16 protein-coding genes, 1 other RNA gene and 1 pseudogene are annotated in these 14,809 nt (G+C 67.5%); 5 read left to right on the top strand and 13 right to left on the bottom strand.

The genetic code is table 11. From position 1 onward, the window contains the following. Positions 1 to 3: 3 nt before the first annotated feature. Positions 4 to 377: a transfer-messenger RNA gene (ssrA, locus tag QAD21_RS17250) on the bottom strand. A 206-nt stretch (positions 378 to 583) separates the two neighbouring features. On the opposite strand from ssrA, the gene QAD21_RS17255 reads away from it, so the two are divergent. Further along, positions 584 to 1,135 carry a hypothetical protein gene (locus tag QAD21_RS17255; protein ID WP_137810755.1) on the top strand — a complete coding sequence of 184 codons (552 nt, stop codon included), beginning with the start codon at positions 584 to 586 and terminating at the stop codon, positions 1,133 to 1,135. Position 1,136: 1 nt separating this feature from the next. Here QAD21_RS17255 and smpB read toward each other — a convergent pair whose 3' ends face one another. The 3 genes from smpB to ftsE form a co-directional block, all read right to left on the bottom strand. Continuing rightward, complete coding sequence (gene smpB / locus QAD21_RS17260) at positions 1,137 to 1,613, bottom strand: SsrA-binding protein SmpB (protein WP_068971869.1); 477 nt, start codon at positions 1,611 to 1,613, stop codon at positions 1,137 to 1,139. 90 nt (positions 1,614 to 1,703) lie between these two features. Further along, positions 1,704 to 2,612, bottom strand: a complete 909-nt coding sequence (gene ftsX / locus QAD21_RS17265) for a permease-like cell division protein FtsX (protein WP_058253666.1) — start codon at positions 2,610 to 2,612, stop codon at positions 1,704 to 1,706. Positions 2,613 to 2,666: 54 nt separating this feature from the next. Next, complete coding sequence (ftsE, locus tag QAD21_RS17270) at positions 2,667 to 3,353, bottom strand: cell division ATP-binding protein FtsE (RefSeq protein ID WP_058253667.1); 687 nt, start codon at positions 3,351 to 3,353, stop codon at positions 2,667 to 2,669. 146 nt (positions 3,354 to 3,499) lie between these two features. On the opposite strand from ftsE, the gene QAD21_RS17275 reads away from it, so the two are divergent. Further along, on the top strand, positions 3,500 to 3,730 hold the full coding sequence (locus QAD21_RS17275; protein WP_280359886.1) for a hypothetical protein: 231 nt from the start codon (positions 3,500 to 3,502) through the stop codon (positions 3,728 to 3,730). A gap of 317 nt (positions 3,731 to 4,047) precedes the next feature. Here QAD21_RS17275 and QAD21_RS17280 read toward each other — a convergent pair whose 3' ends face one another. From QAD21_RS17280 to QAD21_RS17290, 3 genes are read right to left on the bottom strand one after another with little or no spacing between them, the layout of a single operon-like run. Continuing rightward, complete coding sequence (locus tag QAD21_RS17280) at positions 4,048 to 5,001, bottom strand: mechanosensitive ion channel family protein (RefSeq protein ID WP_068971895.1); 954 nt, start codon at positions 4,999 to 5,001, stop codon at positions 4,048 to 4,050. Continuing rightward, on the bottom strand, positions 5,001 to 6,116 hold the full coding sequence (prfB, locus tag QAD21_RS17285; protein ID WP_137810754.1) for a peptide chain release factor 2: 1,116 nt from the start codon (positions 6,114 to 6,116) through the stop codon (positions 5,001 to 5,003). The genes QAD21_RS17280 and prfB overlap by 1 nt, the downstream gene beginning before the upstream one ends. 46 nt (positions 6,117 to 6,162) lie before the next feature. Next, positions 6,163 to 6,555 (bottom strand): hypothetical protein, encoded by a 393-nt coding sequence (locus QAD21_RS17290; protein WP_137810753.1) that lies wholly within the window; start codon positions 6,553 to 6,555, stop codon positions 6,163 to 6,165. A 19-nt stretch (positions 6,556 to 6,574) separates the two neighbouring features. Between QAD21_RS17290 and hisN the strand changes: the two genes are divergently transcribed. Next, the gene (hisN, locus tag QAD21_RS17295) at positions 6,575 to 7,387 is read left to right on the top strand and encodes a histidinol-phosphatase (protein ID WP_137810752.1); all 813 of its coding nucleotides are present in this window, start codon (positions 6,575 to 6,577) and stop codon (positions 7,385 to 7,387) included. A gap of 114 nt (positions 7,388 to 7,501) precedes the next feature. On the opposite strand, the gene QAD21_RS17300 is transcribed toward hisN, so the two are convergent. Beyond that, a complete protein-coding gene (locus QAD21_RS17300) occupies positions 7,502 to 8,161 on the bottom strand; it encodes an MBL fold metallo-hydrolase (RefSeq protein WP_137810751.1) in 660 nt (219 codons plus the stop codon). Positions 8,162 to 8,178: 17 nt separating this feature from the next. Beyond that, the gene (locus QAD21_RS17305) at positions 8,179 to 8,637 is read right to left on the bottom strand and encodes a DUF2752 domain-containing protein (RefSeq protein WP_137810750.1); all 459 of its coding nucleotides are present in this window, start codon (positions 8,635 to 8,637) and stop codon (positions 8,179 to 8,181) included. Positions 8,638 to 8,816: 179 nt separating this feature from the next. Between QAD21_RS17305 and QAD21_RS17310 the strand changes: the two genes are divergently transcribed. Further along, positions 8,817 to 10,187, top strand: a complete 1,371-nt coding sequence (locus QAD21_RS17310; protein WP_137810749.1) for an acyl-CoA dehydrogenase family protein — start codon at positions 8,817 to 8,819, stop codon at positions 10,185 to 10,187. 26 nt (positions 10,188 to 10,213) lie between these two features. Then, complete coding sequence (locus tag QAD21_RS17315; RefSeq protein ID WP_137810748.1) at positions 10,214 to 11,437, top strand: acyl-CoA dehydrogenase family protein; 1,224 nt, start codon at positions 10,214 to 10,216, stop codon at positions 11,435 to 11,437. Positions 11,438 to 11,513: 76 nt separating this feature from the next. On the opposite strand, the gene QAD21_RS17320 is transcribed toward QAD21_RS17315, so the two are convergent. From QAD21_RS17320 to QAD21_RS17335, 4 genes and pseudogenes are all read right to left on the bottom strand, one after another. Continuing rightward, entirely contained in the window at positions 11,514 to 11,894 is a 381-nt protein-coding gene (locus QAD21_RS17320) for a CrcB family protein (protein WP_137810747.1), read from the bottom strand. Then, complete coding sequence (gene crcB, locus QAD21_RS17325) at positions 11,879 to 12,343, bottom strand: fluoride efflux transporter CrcB (RefSeq protein WP_084811789.1); 465 nt, start codon at positions 12,341 to 12,343, stop codon at positions 11,879 to 11,881. The genes QAD21_RS17320 and crcB overlap by 16 nt, the downstream gene beginning before the upstream one ends. A 15-nt stretch (positions 12,344 to 12,358) precedes the next feature. Beyond that, the gene (locus QAD21_RS17330; RefSeq protein WP_137810746.1) at positions 12,359 to 12,841 is read right to left on the bottom strand and encodes a DUF6790 family protein; all 483 of its coding nucleotides are present in this window, start codon (positions 12,839 to 12,841) and stop codon (positions 12,359 to 12,361) included. A 4-nt stretch (positions 12,842 to 12,845) separates the two neighbouring features. Beyond that, positions 12,846 to 14,725: pseudogene (locus QAD21_RS17335) on the bottom strand (propionyl-CoA synthetase). Between the last annotated feature and the right edge of the window lie 84 nt (positions 14,726 to 14,809).

Below are 14,809 nucleotides of genomic sequence, written 5' to 3' on the forward strand. Positions count from 1 at the left end.
TTCTCGTGGAGCTGCCGGGAATTGAACCCGGGTCCTCCGTCGTGTTGTTAGGGCTTCTCCGTGTGCAGTCCGCTATGTCTCTACTCGGATCTCTCGGTCACGCGAACAAGCCGAGATGACGATCCCAGTCGCTGTTTGATGTTCCGACCTCACCCGCGACCGGCGAGGACGGTGAGCTCCCATGGATGATGCCGGCAACCGGGTCTGGGAGCATAACCCGGGCCGACAGACTAGCCGGCGCTACTCAGGCAGCGAGGGCGTAGTCGCGCTGATTGGAATCGGCGCTTAATTGGTTGCTGCGACGCTCACGGTGGTCTCCAGCCTGCACCGACACGCTTCCCCTATCTCGACGCACGAAGTCGAAACCGATCAGCCCCGAGTAGGACCCGCCGACCGGAGTCAGCGGGCACTTCAGTCTAACAACTCGTCACTCAGAGTTCATTCCCATTACCGGTCGCCTACCGCTCGCCGCGATCACCAGCGCTTTCACAGCTGACCGACAGCGTCGACCAAGACACCGCCGGGATTGTGGAGACCTCGTGAGCCGAGGACGGACTCGGCCGACCGACGAGAGCGAGACCACGTGACCTCCCCGACCCCTGGCGGACACGACCCCGACCGCACCTCCCCGGCCCCGCCGGCGCCCACGACATCCGACGACGCCGCGACCACTCCCATGGGCCCGGCGCCGACCCCGGGAGCGAACTCCCACGAGTCCATCGGCGCGGGCAACTCACCCGATTCACGCGGCCCGGTCGGCGAACCGAGCCCGGTGGCCCCGAAGACCGCACCGGCCCGGTCGGCCCTGATCGCCGGTGCAGCCGGGCTGGCCATCGTCGCGGGCGCACTCGGCTTCGGCGCCGGCTACATCACCGGGGACAACACGACGCCCGAGCGGCCGTCGCCGGCCGCCGTCTGGCAGCAGGGCGGCAACGGGCCCGGAATGGGCGGCGGTCCCCAGATGGGTGGACCACAGATGGGTGAACCGCAGATGCGTGGCCCCGGGATGGGCGGCCTGCCGGGCCGACAGAACCAGGAGGGTGAGAGCGGCTCCGAATCCGACGACCAGAACGGACCGAACACACCGCCGGGAACGCCGACAGAGCAACCGGGCCAGGCCGACACCGGCGCCTGAGTCAGCCCATGCCCTTCACGCGGCGGCCGACCTCACGTTCGACCTCGCGTTGAGCGGTCCGCTTGGCGATGTCCTGGCGCTTGTCGTGCGCCTGCTTGCCACGGGCCAGCGCGAGCTCGACCTTCACCTTGCCGTCGTTGAAATACATCGACAGCGGCACCAGCGTGAGGTTGCCGTCGCGGATCTTGCCGACGAGGTTGTCGATCTCGCGTCGGTGCATCAGCAGTTTGCGCTTGCGGCGGACCGAGTGGTTGGTCCAGGAGCCGTTGCCGTACTCGGCGATGTGCAGGGCATGAAGCCACACCTCGCCGTCGTCGATCGTCGCGAACGCGTCGACCAGCGAGGCCTTGCCCGCCCGCAGGCTTTTCACCTCGGTGCCGACCAGGACGACGCCGGCCTCGTAGACGTCGAGGATGGCGTAGTTGTGCCGCGCCTTGCGGTTGGACGCGATCACATTGCGTCCTTTTTCCTGCGGCATACACTCACCTCCTCGTAGTGTGGTCGATCGCCCTGTTGGTGACCGACCGGTTGCTGATCGCCGACAATCCGAACCGCCCGGACGGACCGATCATTCCCGGACATAGACACGAAGCGTGACATACGCGGTCGCACCCGCCAACACAATTCCGCCGAGCACCAGCCACGGTGCGACGAACAGTACGTCGGTCAGCTCGATCCGGGCGAAGAAGCTGACCCCGTACAGCTCGCGTAACGCATTGTCGAAGAAGAACTTCTTGGCCAACAGCAGACCGCCGATGGCCAGCATCGAGCCGACAAAGGCCGACACCACCGCCTCGAGTAGGAACGGCAACTGTGTGTACCAGCGGGTCGCGCCGACGAGGCGCATGATCGACACCTCGGTCCGTCTGGTGAACGCCGCGACCTGAACCGTGTTGATGATCAACAGGATGGCGGCGATCGCCAGGACCGAGGCGATGGCGAAGGTCGCGTTGCGGACGCCGTCGAGGACGCTGAAGATCCGCTGCACGAGCTTGCGGTCGTCCTTGAAGGCGTCCACCCCCAGGTCTTTCCGCGTCGCGTACTTGGTGAGCACCGCGTCGAACTGGCCGGGATCGGACACCCGCACGCGCAGCGAGGCCGGTAGCGTGCCCTCGACGATGTTCTCGGCGAGATCGGGGTTGTTCGCGAAGATCTCCTTCGCGCGTTTGAAGGCCTCGTCCTTGTCGAGGTAGGTCACCGAGGTGACGCCGGGTTCGTTCTCGAGCCCGCGGCGAAGTTGGGCGCATGGGTCGGACTCGCACTGCGGATCGCGTTCGGTCACCTCGGGATTGAGATAGAACTCCATCTCCACCCGGTCGAGGAAGATCTGCTGACTCTTGTCCGCCATCTGGATCACCAGGAGCCCACCGCCGAACATTCCCAGCGTGATCGCGGTGGTGATGATCATCGCGATGGTCATGGTCGCGTTGCGGCGGAGTCCATGGAGAACCTCGCTGATGATGAAATTCGCTCGCATGTCTGCTCAGACAGTCCTTGGGTCTCGGGGAAGTGTGTCGGGTCGGGCTGCGCGTCAGCCGATTCCGTACACGCCCTGCGGGTCGTTGCGGACGAGTTGGCCGCTGTCGAACTCGAGAACCCGTCGTCGCATCGCGTCGACGATGTGGCGGTCGTGGGTGGCCATCACCACCGTGGTGCCGCGGCGGTTGACCCGGTCGAGGACGTCGACGATCTCCTCGCTGGTCTCGGGATCGAGGTTGCCGGTGGGCTCGTCGGCCAGGAGCACCAGCGGACGGTTCACGATGGCGCGGGCGATGGCCACGCGCTGCATCTCGCCGCCCGACAACTCGTTCGGCATGCGATCGTGCTTGCCTTCCAGGCCGACGTACTCGAGCACCTCCGGCACCACCCGCTGGATGGTGGAGCGAGGCCGACCGATCACCTCGAGCGCGAACGCGACGTTCTCGGCCACCGTCTTCTTCTGGAGCAGACGGAAGTCCTGGAACACACACCCGATCGACTGCCGCAGCTTCGGCACGCTGCGCGCCTTCAGTCGGTTGACGTGGAACTCCCCGAGGTACACCTCGCCGCTCGTCGGGCGGTCCTCCTTGAGGAGCAGACGGAAGAACGTCGACTTACCTGATCCCGACGGACCGATCAGGAACGCGAACTCCCCCTTGTCGACCTCGAAGCTCAGATCTCGCAGAGCGGGTCGACTGGACGCCTTGTACTGCATCGTGACGTTCTCCAGCTTGATCACGATGTGCCAGTGTAACGACGACTCCTGAGAGTGCGTTCAGGCACGACGCCCCAGCTCAGCCACCCGCCTGACCAGCGAATTCCCCGCCGGTTCAGCGTGTCGGAACCGTGGTGGTCGGCGTCTGTCCGCCGAAATTCGGGAGCGGGATGTTGGGCAGACCCGGGATGGTCTCGCGGCTCGTACCGGGCGCGGGCGCCGGGGCCCCGTCCGTCGACGAGCCGTCCGTACCCTCGACGCCACTGGTCGAGTCGGTCGTCGACGGTTCCGTCGAGGTGGTGGTCGTGGATGACGACGTCGACGGTGGCGGCTCGTACGTCGGTTCGACCGTCTGCGATGTCGTCGGCGCGGGCCGTGCCGGTGAGTACACCACACCGTAGCGCTGCGAGGTGTATCCGTACAGCACGCAACAGGCGAGGAAGACCGTAACCAAGATCGCGGTGCTGGTCCGCATCCGGGTGCGGGCGATGTGCTGCCAGTCGTGCCCTCGCTTGCCGTCGGACTCGTCCGGCGACTGCTGCGGCGGTGGGGCCTCGGGGGGGGATGCCCTGCGTCGGGATGATCTGTGTCGGGGCGTCGTCGGCGGGGATGTCTCTACCAGGCCCACCCTCGCCGGGCTGCTCGTCGTGGGGCAGGCTCTCGTCAGGCCTGTCCCCAGCCGGCTCGTTCCGGCGCGGGGAATTCGGTGTCTCAGCCATCAGTCTCCCCCGTCCCGATTGCCCTGATCGGCGTGTGTCGCCGGCGGCCCACCCGCGGACCGGACCTCGCGGGCGGGCACATTGATACCTTCACGCGCCAGCGCTCGGATGATGTGGACACGCAGCGCGCGCCCGACCTCGAACTGCTTGCCCGGAAGCGTACGAGTGACCATGCGCACCGTGATGGCGTCGAGCTCGAGGCTGATGACACCGAGGGACGACGGTGCGTCGAGAAGTAGGTCGTGCCACCGGGGCAGGGCGTAGAACTCCCGGCCCACCCGGTCGAGCGTGTCGTTGACGAGCCCGATGTCGGCTTCGGACGGGACCGGGACGTCGACGACCGCGCGCGCCCAGTCCTTGGACAGGTTGGTGGCCTTGACGATCTGGCCGTTGGGGACGGTGATGACCTCACCCTCGGCGGTGCGCAGTTTGGTCACCCGCAGGGTCACGTCCTCAACCGTTCCCTCGGCCGGCGCGTTGCCCGTGACAGTCAGGTTGACGACGTCGCCGTAGCCGTACTGCTTCTCGGCGACCACGAAGAACCCGGCGAGGATGTCCTGCACGATGCGCTGCGCACCGAAGCCGAGGGCGGCACCGATCACCGCGGTCGGACCGGTCAATCCGCTCAGCGGAATCCCGAACACCGACAGGGTGTGCACGATGACGATGATCCCGATCACCACGATCAGCGTCCACGCCACCACGTCGACCAGCGCGCGACGGTGTTTGGCGTCCTCGGTCTGGACGATGAGGTCGCTGGTGGAGAACCGCGAGTCCACCCGGGAGGCGTACTTGTCGGCGCCCCACCGGATCAATCGGGCGAGCAGCACCGCGCCCAGGATCCAGATGAGGATCTCCAAGCCGTTGGTGGCCATCCACACATAGACCCGACCGATCAGGACCTCGGTCGGGCTCGGCGGCGCGGCGAGCAGCAGGACTCCGGGATCGCGCATCACGCTTCGGCGGTCGCCATCCGCCAGCGGATCCCGGCCTCGATGAACTTGTCCAGCTCCCCGTCGAGCACCGACGTCGGATTGTTGTCCTCGACGCCGGTCCGCAGGTCCTTCACCATCTGATACGGGTGCAGCACGTAGGAGCGCATCTGGTTGCCCCAGCTCGAACCGCCGTCACCCTTGAGTGCGTCGAGTTCGGCGCGCTCCTCCTGGCGCTTGCGGTCGAGCAGCTTGGCCTGCAGCACGCGCATGGCCGACGCCTTGTTCTGCAGCTGGCTCTTCTCGTTCTGACAGGTCACGACGATGCCGGTGGGGATGTGGGTCAGCCGGACCGCGGAGTCGGTCGTGTTGACCGACTGCCCGCCGGGGCCCGACGAGCGGTACACGTCCACCTTGATGTCGTTCTCGTCGACGTCGATGTGGTCGGTGGTCTCCACCACGGGCAGCACCTCGACCTCGGCGAACGATGTCTGACGGCGGCTCTGGTTGTCGAACGGGCTGATACGCACGAGCCGATGGGTGCCCTGCTCGACCGACAGCGTGCCGTACATGTACGGGGCCTTCACCGCGAACGTCGCGCTCTTGAGGCCCGCTTCTTCGGCGTAGGAGGTGTCGTAGACCTCGACGCCGTAGCCCTTCTGCTCGGCCCAGCGGATGTACATGCGCATCAGCATCTGCGCCCAGTCCGCCGCGTCGACGCCGCCCGCACCGGAGCGGATGTTGACGACCGCGTCGCGCGAGTCGTACTCGCCGGCGAGCATTGTCTTGACCTCCATCGCCTCGATGTCGGTCCGCAGGCTCTCACGTTCGGCATCGGCGTCGGCCAGCGCAGCCGTCTTGTCGTCACCCTCTTCGGCCTCGGCGAGCTCGTAGAGCACGGGTAGATCCTCGAGGCGCTGCCGCAACTCCGAGACCTTCCGGAACTCGGACTGCGCGTGCGAGAGCTCGCTGGTCACCTTCTGGGCGTGGTCCTGGTCGTTCCACAGGTCGGGATCCGAGGCCTGCATCTCCAGCTCGTCGATGCGACGACGGAGCTCCTCGAGGTCGAGCACCTTCTCCACGGTGGTCAAGGTGGCGTCGAGGGATTCGAGGTCTGCGGTCACGTCGGGATGCACGGTGATCCAGAGTACCGACAGACGGGCACGCGAGCGCCCGGGAGGATCAGACTGGGCCGGGACCGGCTTCGGGCATCACCCCGAACCGCCACGACGTCGCGGCCTTCTGCGGTTTGTAGAGGACCGGCAGATCGTCGCCGACCTGGGGCCAGGGGTCGCCCGCGCCCAGCACGAGCGTCCCGTACACCTCGGTCGGACTGGTCTCGGGACCGACGATCGTCCCGGAGATGGTGCAGAACCGGTTTCCGTCCTTGTCGGCCGCGCTCTTGGTCGGCTCGTCGTCGCGGTCGGAGACCCCGACGACCGTGAACGTGCCCTGCACGAACTGAGAGGCCTTGGCCGCCGACACCGGCTGCGGGTTGCGGCCGCGCTGCCACTGCACCACCAGCACCACCACGAGAGCCGCGATCAACAGGGTGAACGTCACGGTCAGCAACATGACAGCTACCCTACCGGGCATGTCTGTCCCTCCCGGTCCGACGACGTTCAGCGATGACCTCGAGCTCGCGCTCTCCCTCGCCGACTCCGCCGACGCGCTCACCATGGACCGCTTCGGCGCCGTGGACCTGAAGGTGGACGACAAGCCGGATCTCACACCGGTGTCCGATGCCGATCTGGCGTGCGAAACCCTGATCCGCGAACGCCTTTCGGCCCGTCGCCCCGCCGACACCGTGCTCGGTGAGGAGTTCGGCGGCGACGCCGTGCTCTCCGGGCGGCAGTGGGTCGTCGATCCCATCGACGGGACCAAGAACTTCGTCCGCGGCGTCCCGGTATGGGCCACGCTGATCGCACTCCTCATCGACGGCGTGCCCACGGTCGGGGTTGTCTCGGCACCGGCACTTCGCCGACGCTGGTGGGCGGCAACAGGTCTCGGTGCGCACGTGCGTTTCGACGACGAGGATGTCCGACGCCTGTCGGTGTCCGGAGTGGCCGACCTCGGGTCGGCGAGCCTCGCGTTCTCGAGCCTGTCCGGCTGGGCCGATCGCGGCATCCGGGGAGAGTTCATCGACCTCACCGACCGGGTGTGGCGCGTGCGCGGCTACGGCGACTTCTTCAACTACTGCCTCGTCGCCGAGGGTGCGGTCGACGTGACCGCCGAACCCGAGGTCTCGCTGTGGGACCTGGCGCCGCTCGACATCCTGGTACGCGAGGCAGGCGGACGCTTCACCGCCCTCGACGGCACGCCCGGACCCGCCGGCGGCAGTGCGATCGCCAGCAACGGACTGCTGCACGACGAGGTGCTGGGAGCGCTGCGCGTCGACCCTTCGTGACGCTCGCAAGCTCGCTCCTCAGGGACCGGAGGGAGCCCGCTCGCAGGCCCCCCTCGCTGGTTGAGCCGGTGAGGAGCGCAGCGACGAACCGAGTCGAAGCCACCTCCCGGCCCCTCACACCTGCGTGGCGCTCTCCTTCTCCAGCACCGTGAACTCGGTCGCGTCGTCCTTCATGTCCGCGAGTCGCCCGTAGTGGATGCCGCTGCCGGCGTCGGACAGGACCGCCTGATGGATGGGGACGGCGACGCGCGGCGCCATCGCCCGGAGGTAGTCGACCGATTCGCTGAGTTTCATCCACGGCGCGGCCGACGGCAGCGCGAGAACATCGACATGCTCGAACGGAATGTAGAACGAGTCCCCCGGATGCATGAATTGGCCCGGCTGGTCGGCGGTCCCGAGGACATAGGCGACGTTGTCGATGACCGGGATCTCGGGATGGATGACGGCATGCCGGCCGCCGGTGAAACGCGCGGTGAGCGAACCGATCTCGATCTGGTCGCCGCTGCGGGCGGCCGTCCACGCGCCGGCCACGTCGTCGTCGTTGAGCTGCTTGGTCGTCTGGGGATCGGCGTAGAGGATCGCGTCGGGGTTCGCGGCGACGAGCTCGGGCAGCTTCGCGACGTCGCAGTGGTCAGGGTGCTGGTGGGTGATCAGGATCGCGTCGAGATCGTCGATGCCGTCGAACCCGTGCGAGAAATTCCCCGGATCGAAGAGCACCTTGGTCCCGTCGATCTCGACGAGCAGACAGGAATGGCCGAAGTGGGTGATCTGCATGACTCCACTGTGCCCGTTCACACGACGACCGGGAAGAACCCCCACCCGAACGCGGCGTCGAGGATTCGCACGAAACCGTAGGTCAGCCACACCCCCAGCAGGACGGCGCCGACGGGTCCGAGCACGCAGTCGCGCCAGCCGGCGAGCGGCGCCCCGCGACGGCGCACCAGGGTGACCGTCGCCGCGACGACGGTCACCGCGGTCAGCACCAGCACCACCGGACCGAAGGCATTGAAGGTGAACGCGGACCCGACGTCGCCGTGCATGAAGGCAACCCAGCTCCGGGTGAGTCCGCAGCCGGGACACGGAAGTCCGGTCATCAACGCGAACGGACACAGCGGCGGTCCGCTCTCCACACCACTCGGACTGAACACACACGCGGCGCCGAGCGCGGCGGCACCGACCACCGCGACGGTCGTCGCGCCCACCACCTCGCTGCCTGATAAGCCCTGTTCGCGGCGGTGATCGAGGGTCATGCGGCCAGCGTAGCGGGTGTGCGGAAAGGCGGTGTCGGGCAAGTGCGTGACAAACTTCTTACTCCGAAGTAAGGTACGGACTTACTACCGAGTAAGATAGGTCGCATCGACCCTCCACCCACACGTGGATCCACGCACAGACCCCCACCGGGGCGACTGGAAAGAAACGGCTGGTGATCATGACAACCCACACCGAACCACGCGACACCTCCGCAGTCGGCCGCAACCCGCACCCGCGCAACTTCATCGGCACCGCGATGCGCGTCCTGACCACGGTGACGGGTTCCGAGTTCGCCGAGAAGTACAAGATCCGCGAACCCATCAACCGCATCGCCTACCAGGGCACCAAGACCGGTTTCCAGACCCTCGGGGCGGCGAACCGCGCGTTCAAGGCCGCTCAGGGCGGCGGCTCCGGCCAGGCCAAGCGTCTCACCAGCACGCCCAAGGACTACTTCAACCTCACCCCCGACGACGAACAGCAGATGATCGCCGAGACGGTGAAGGAGTTCGCCACCGAGCTCCTGCGTCCGGCCGCACACGACGCCGACGCCGCCGCAGCGGCCCCCGAAGACCTGGTCAAGCGGTCCGCCGAGCTCGGCATCACCATGATCAACGTCCCCGAGGAGTTCGAGGGCGCCGCCTCCGAGCGCGGGGTCGTGACCAACGCGCTCGTCGCCGAGGCGATGGCCTACGGCGACATGGGCCTCGCGCTGCCGCTGCTCGCACCGAGCGGCGTGGCCACCACCCTCACCAACTTCGGCACCGACACCCAGCAGCGCACCTACCTGCCCGACTTCGCGGGCGAGAACGTGCCGCAGTCCGCTGTCGTGATCGCCGAGCCGAAGCCGCTGTTCGATGCCTTCTCGTTGAGCACCAAGGCAACTCGCGTGCCGAGCGGGTTCCGCCTCAACGGTGTCAAGTCCTTCGTCCCGGCCGCCGGCTCGTCGGAACTGTTCATCGTCGGCGCCCAGCTCGACGGCAAGCCGGCCCTCTTCATCGTCGAATCCGACAGCAAGGGCCTGATCGTCGAGGCCGACCCGGGCATGGGTGTGCGCGCCGCGGGCATGGGTCGTCTGCTGCTGCAGGACGTCGCCGTACCGGCGACCGCCATCATCGGCGGCGAGGCCGACGCCGCGACGTCGGCGTACCGCGACGTCGTTCGCCTGTCCCGCCTGGGCTGGTCGGCGCTGGCCGCCGGCACCGCACGCGCCGTCCTCGAGTACGTGATCCCCTACGTCAACGAGCGTGAGGCCTTCGGCGAGCCGATCTCCAACCGCCAGGCGGTCGCGTTCATGGTCGCCAACATCGCCACCGAGGTCGACTCGATCCGCCTCGTGACGCTGCGCGGCGCCGCACGCGCCGAGCAGGGCCTGAGCTTCGCCCGCGAAGCCGCCCTCGCCCGCAAACTCACCATCGACAAGGGCCTGCAGATCGGCCTCGACGGCGTCCAGCTCCTCGGCGGCCACGGCTTCACCAAGGAGCACCCGGTCGAGCGCTGGTACCGCGACCTCCGCGGCGCCGGCATCGGCGAAGGCATCGTCGTCCTCTAGACCGCCTGTGACCGAAGGAAACTGACATGAGCATCAATCTCGAACTCCCGAAGAAGCTGCACGTCACCATCGACCAGGCACACCAGGCGGCGGCGGAGATCTTCCGGCCCATTTCGCGCAAATACGATCTGCGCGAGCATGATTACCCGGTCGAGCTCGACACCCTGGCCAGCCTGTACGACGGACTCGCCGAGACCGGCCAGGCCGGCGCGGGCGCCGACGGCGGACGTAGCCAGCAGAAGAAGGCCAAGCCGCGCGAAGAGGGTGCGGTGGTCAACGGCGGCAACATGCAGTCGGCCCTCAATGTGATCGAAACATGCTGGGGCGACCTCGGTCTCATGCTGAGCATCCCCTACCAGGGGTTGGGGAACTCGGCCATCGCCGCGGTGGCCACCGACCAGCAGCTCGAACGGTTCGGCAAGGTGTGGGCCGCGATGGCCATCACCGAACCGAGCTTCGGCTCCGACTCCGCTGCCGTGAGCACCACCGCGACCCTCGACGGCGACGAGTACGTCATCAACGGCGAGAAGATCTTCGTAACCGCCGGCTCGCGTGCCACCCACATCGTCGTGTGGGCGACCGTCGACAAGAGCCTCGGCCGCGCCGCCATCAAGAGCTTCGTGGTCCCGCGCGAGCATCCGGGCGTCGAAGTCGTTCGCCTGGAACACAAGCTGGGCATCCGCGTCTCCGACACCGCGGTCATCCGCTTCGAGAACTGCCGGATCCCCAAGGAGAACCTGCTCGGCTCCCCGGAGGTGGACACCAAGAAGGGATTCGGCGGGGTCATGCAGACCTTCGACAACACCCGTCCCCTCGTCGCGGGAATGGCTGTCGGAGTCGCGCGGGCCGCGCTCGAGGAACTGCGCCGCGTGCTCGACGAGGCCGGCATCGAGGTCGACTACGACCGTCCCGCCGCCGACCAGCATGCCGCTGCCGCCGAGTTCCTTCGCATGGAGGCCGACTTCGAGGCCGCCTACCTGCACACGATGCGCGCAACCTGGATGGCCGACAACAAGCAGCCCAACTCCACCGAGGCGTCGATGTCGAAGGCCAAGGCCGGCCGCACCGTCACCGACATCACCAACAAGGTGGTCGAACTGACCGGCACGCTCGGTTACTCGGAGCGGCTGCTCGTGGAGAAGTGGGCGCGCGACTCGAAGATCCTGGACATCTTCGAGGGCACCCAGCAGATCCAGAACCTCATCATCGCCCGGCGCGTGCTCAACAAGAGCAGCGCCGAGCTCAAGTGAGCCGCTGACCCACAGTATTCGGCCCCGCTCCCTCGTCGAGGCGGCGGGGCCGAATCGCGTTCTGGGCGGGTCTCTCTCACACCGTCCAGGCCGCGGCCATGCCCGCGGCGCATGCCGCCACCGAGGCGAGCAGCGTGATGACGGCGTACCCGCCGGCGACCAGCCGCTGCCTGTTCTCCGCCAGGCGGACCACCTCGAAGCTGGCAGTGCTGAAAGTCGTGTAGCCGCCACAGAATCCGGTCCCGAGGATGGCCTGCAGCTCATGTGGCGCACCGTGGAAGAGCACCAGGCCGGCGAGGACCCCGAGCAGTGCCGAACCGGTGACGTTGATCACGAAGGTTCCCCACGGCGTGACCGTCGGCCATCTCCACTTGACGGCACCGTCGACGACGAACCGCGTCACCGCACCCAGCGCGCCGGCCGCCATGACGGCCAGTGCGATCACCGCGCCGCCCATCGGGTCGTGAATTTCGAGGCGAGTGCGATCCCGCCGCCTGCCGCGAGCAGACCCAGCACGACGCTGACCACCGCGTACGCAAGTGCCGTCGCCACCGCCGAGGCGCGCGTCAGCTCCGAGATCTCCAGCGCGAACGTGCTGTAGGTGGTCAGCGCCCCGCAGATGCCGGTGCCGCCGAACAGCCGAACCCGCTGACGCCAGCCCTCGTCATGCCCCAGCCGCGCAAGAAGCTCCAGCAACGCACCGAGAACGAAAGCGCCGATGACGTTGACCGCGAAGGTCGCCCACGGCCAATGCCCGTCGGCGACCGGAAACGTCTTCTCCGCCCAGTACCGAACGCCCGTACCGATCAGCCCTCCCGCGAACACCCACGCGAGGGCGTGCACGCGTAAGTGCAGCGGGCGTTCGTCGGGATCGACGGGGAGCTCGTCGTGCTTGTCCATCTGCACGCGACCAAGTCTGCGCTAGGCGACGACCGTGTACAACACGATCAGGTAGACCGGCACCAGCACGTCGAAGAAGAAGATCGGTCCGGCATTGCCCGCCTTGAAGTTCCGGCGGGTCACCATCTCCCGTACATGTCCGACGGCCGCACCGAGATAGAACACGGAGAACGCGATGATGGTGGCGAGAGTGAACTCGTCACCGAAACCCGATGCGATCACGCCCAAGACACCCGTCGCCAGGCTGGCGAGCCCGACCTCCCATTGCCACGGCGTCTTCGGGGGCCACCCGATCGACTCGGCGATCGGCTCGCCGAAGAACATGTGGCCGCACCCGGTCATCCATCCCTGGACACCGATCATCCACAACACGGAGTTCTCGAGCAGATCCCGGCCCAGGTCACCACCCGGGGTCGACGCGTCGACGATCGTGGTGATGATCGTGCCGACCAGCCCGACGAACGGCACCAGCCGGATCGCGGTGCGAAGCACACCATCGAGCATCGACTCAGCCCTCGAGTTGTGCGGCCAGCGCGGTCAGGACATCGGGGTCCTCGATGGTGGAGGGCACGGTGTACTCCTCGTGGTCGGCGATCTGCCGCATGGTCTTCCGGAGGATCTTGCCCGACCGTGTCTTCGGCAGCGCCGGCACCACCGTCACGTCGCGGAACGTCGCGACGGCCCCGATCTCGTCGCGCACCATGGCCACGAGTTCGGTGCGCAGTGTCTCGGCGTCGATGTCGACGCCGGACTTGAGCACCACGTACCCGCTGGGACGCTGGCCCTTCAGTTCGTCGTGGATGCCGATGACCGCGCACTCGGCCACCGCCGGGTGCGACGCCACCACCGCCTCGATACTGCCCGTCGAGAGCCGGTGTCCGGCAACGTTGATCACGTCATCGGACCGGCCGAGAACGAACACGTAACCGTCGGCATCGACGTAACCGGAGTCGCCGGTCAGGTAGAAGCCGTCGAACGCCGACAGATACGACTTGCGGTACCGCTCCTCGTCGCGCCACAACCCGGCGAGGGTCCGGGCGGCAGCGGCAGACCGATGACGATGTTGCCCTCCTCGCCCGGGCCCAGCGAATTGCCCTCGGCGTCGACGACGCCCACGCGGTAGCCGGGAACGGCGACCGTCGGCGAGCCCGCCTTGATCGGCATCGGCTCCAGCCCACGGAGATTCGCCGCGATCGCCCAACCGGTCTCGGTCTGCCACCAGTGGTCCACGACCGGGACACCGAGCACCTCCGAGGCCCACGTGAACGTGTCCGGGTCGAGCCGCTCGCCCGCCGCGAACAACGTCTCGAGCGAGGACACGTCGTACTTGCTCAGTTCGGTGGCTTCCGGGTCCGCCTTGCGGATGGCGCGGATCGCGGTGGGTGCGGTGAACAACGCCTTCACCCCGTGTTCGCCGATGACACGCCAGAACGCGCCCGCGTCCGGGGTACCGACCGGCTTGCCCTCGTACATCACCGATGTCGCTCCGACGAGCAGGGGCCCGTACACGATGTAGGAGTGTCCGACGACCCACCCGACATCGGAGGCGGTCCACCACACGTCGCCGGCGGAGATGTCGTAGATGTTCGCCATCGACCATGTCAGGGCCACCGCATGCCCGCCGTTGTCGCGGACGACGCCCTTGGGCTTCCCGGTGGTCCCCGAGGTGTAGAGGATGTACAGCGGATCGGTGGCCTTCACCGGAACCGGCTCGACCGGATCGGCCCCGGCGAGCACGTCGTCCCAGTCGAGCCAACCCTCGTGATCCGCTGCAGCACCGTCGATCTCGGGACGGTCCTTGACGATGACGACGCGCGGGGGCGTCGCCGACAACTCGATGGCCTTGGCCACCATCGGCAGATACTCGACGACCCGGCCCGGTTCCAGACCGCCCGAGGCGGTGAGGACGGCGACGGGCTCGGCGTCGTCGATACGGGTCGCGAGCTCACGAGCGGCGAAACCGCCGAAGACCACCGAGTGCACCGCGCCGATCCGCGCGCACGCCAGCATCGCGACGGCCGCCTCGGGGATCATCGGCATGTAGATCACCACGCGATCGCCGTAACCGATCCCCTGCTCGGTGAGGACACCGGCGAATCGGGAGACCTCGTCGAGCAGTTCGGCGTAGGAGTACCGACGGACCTCGCCCACCATCGCCGAGTCCCAGGTCAGCGCGGTCCGGTCGCCGTGTCCGGCCGCGACGTGGCGATCAAGGGCATTGGCGCACGTGTTGAGGGTGGCATCCGGGAACCAGCGATAGAACGGGGCGGCGGAGTCGTCGAGCGCGGAGGTGGGTGGGGTGATCCATTCGACGCCGGTGGCGGCGTCGAGCCAGAACGCCTCCCGATCGTCGGCTGCCCGTGTGAACGCTTCGATGTACCGGCCCATGGCCATCCCTTCGCCGTCGTCGGTGAGGGCACCGGTGTCGTCGGTGCCGCATCGCCCTTCGAGGGTATCGGTGTGACCGTCACC

It is taken from the genome of Gordonia sp. SMJS1 (genome assembly GCF_029866425.1).
Lineage (GTDB): Bacteria > Actinomycetota > Actinomycetes > Mycobacteriales > Mycobacteriaceae > Gordonia > Gordonia hongkongensis.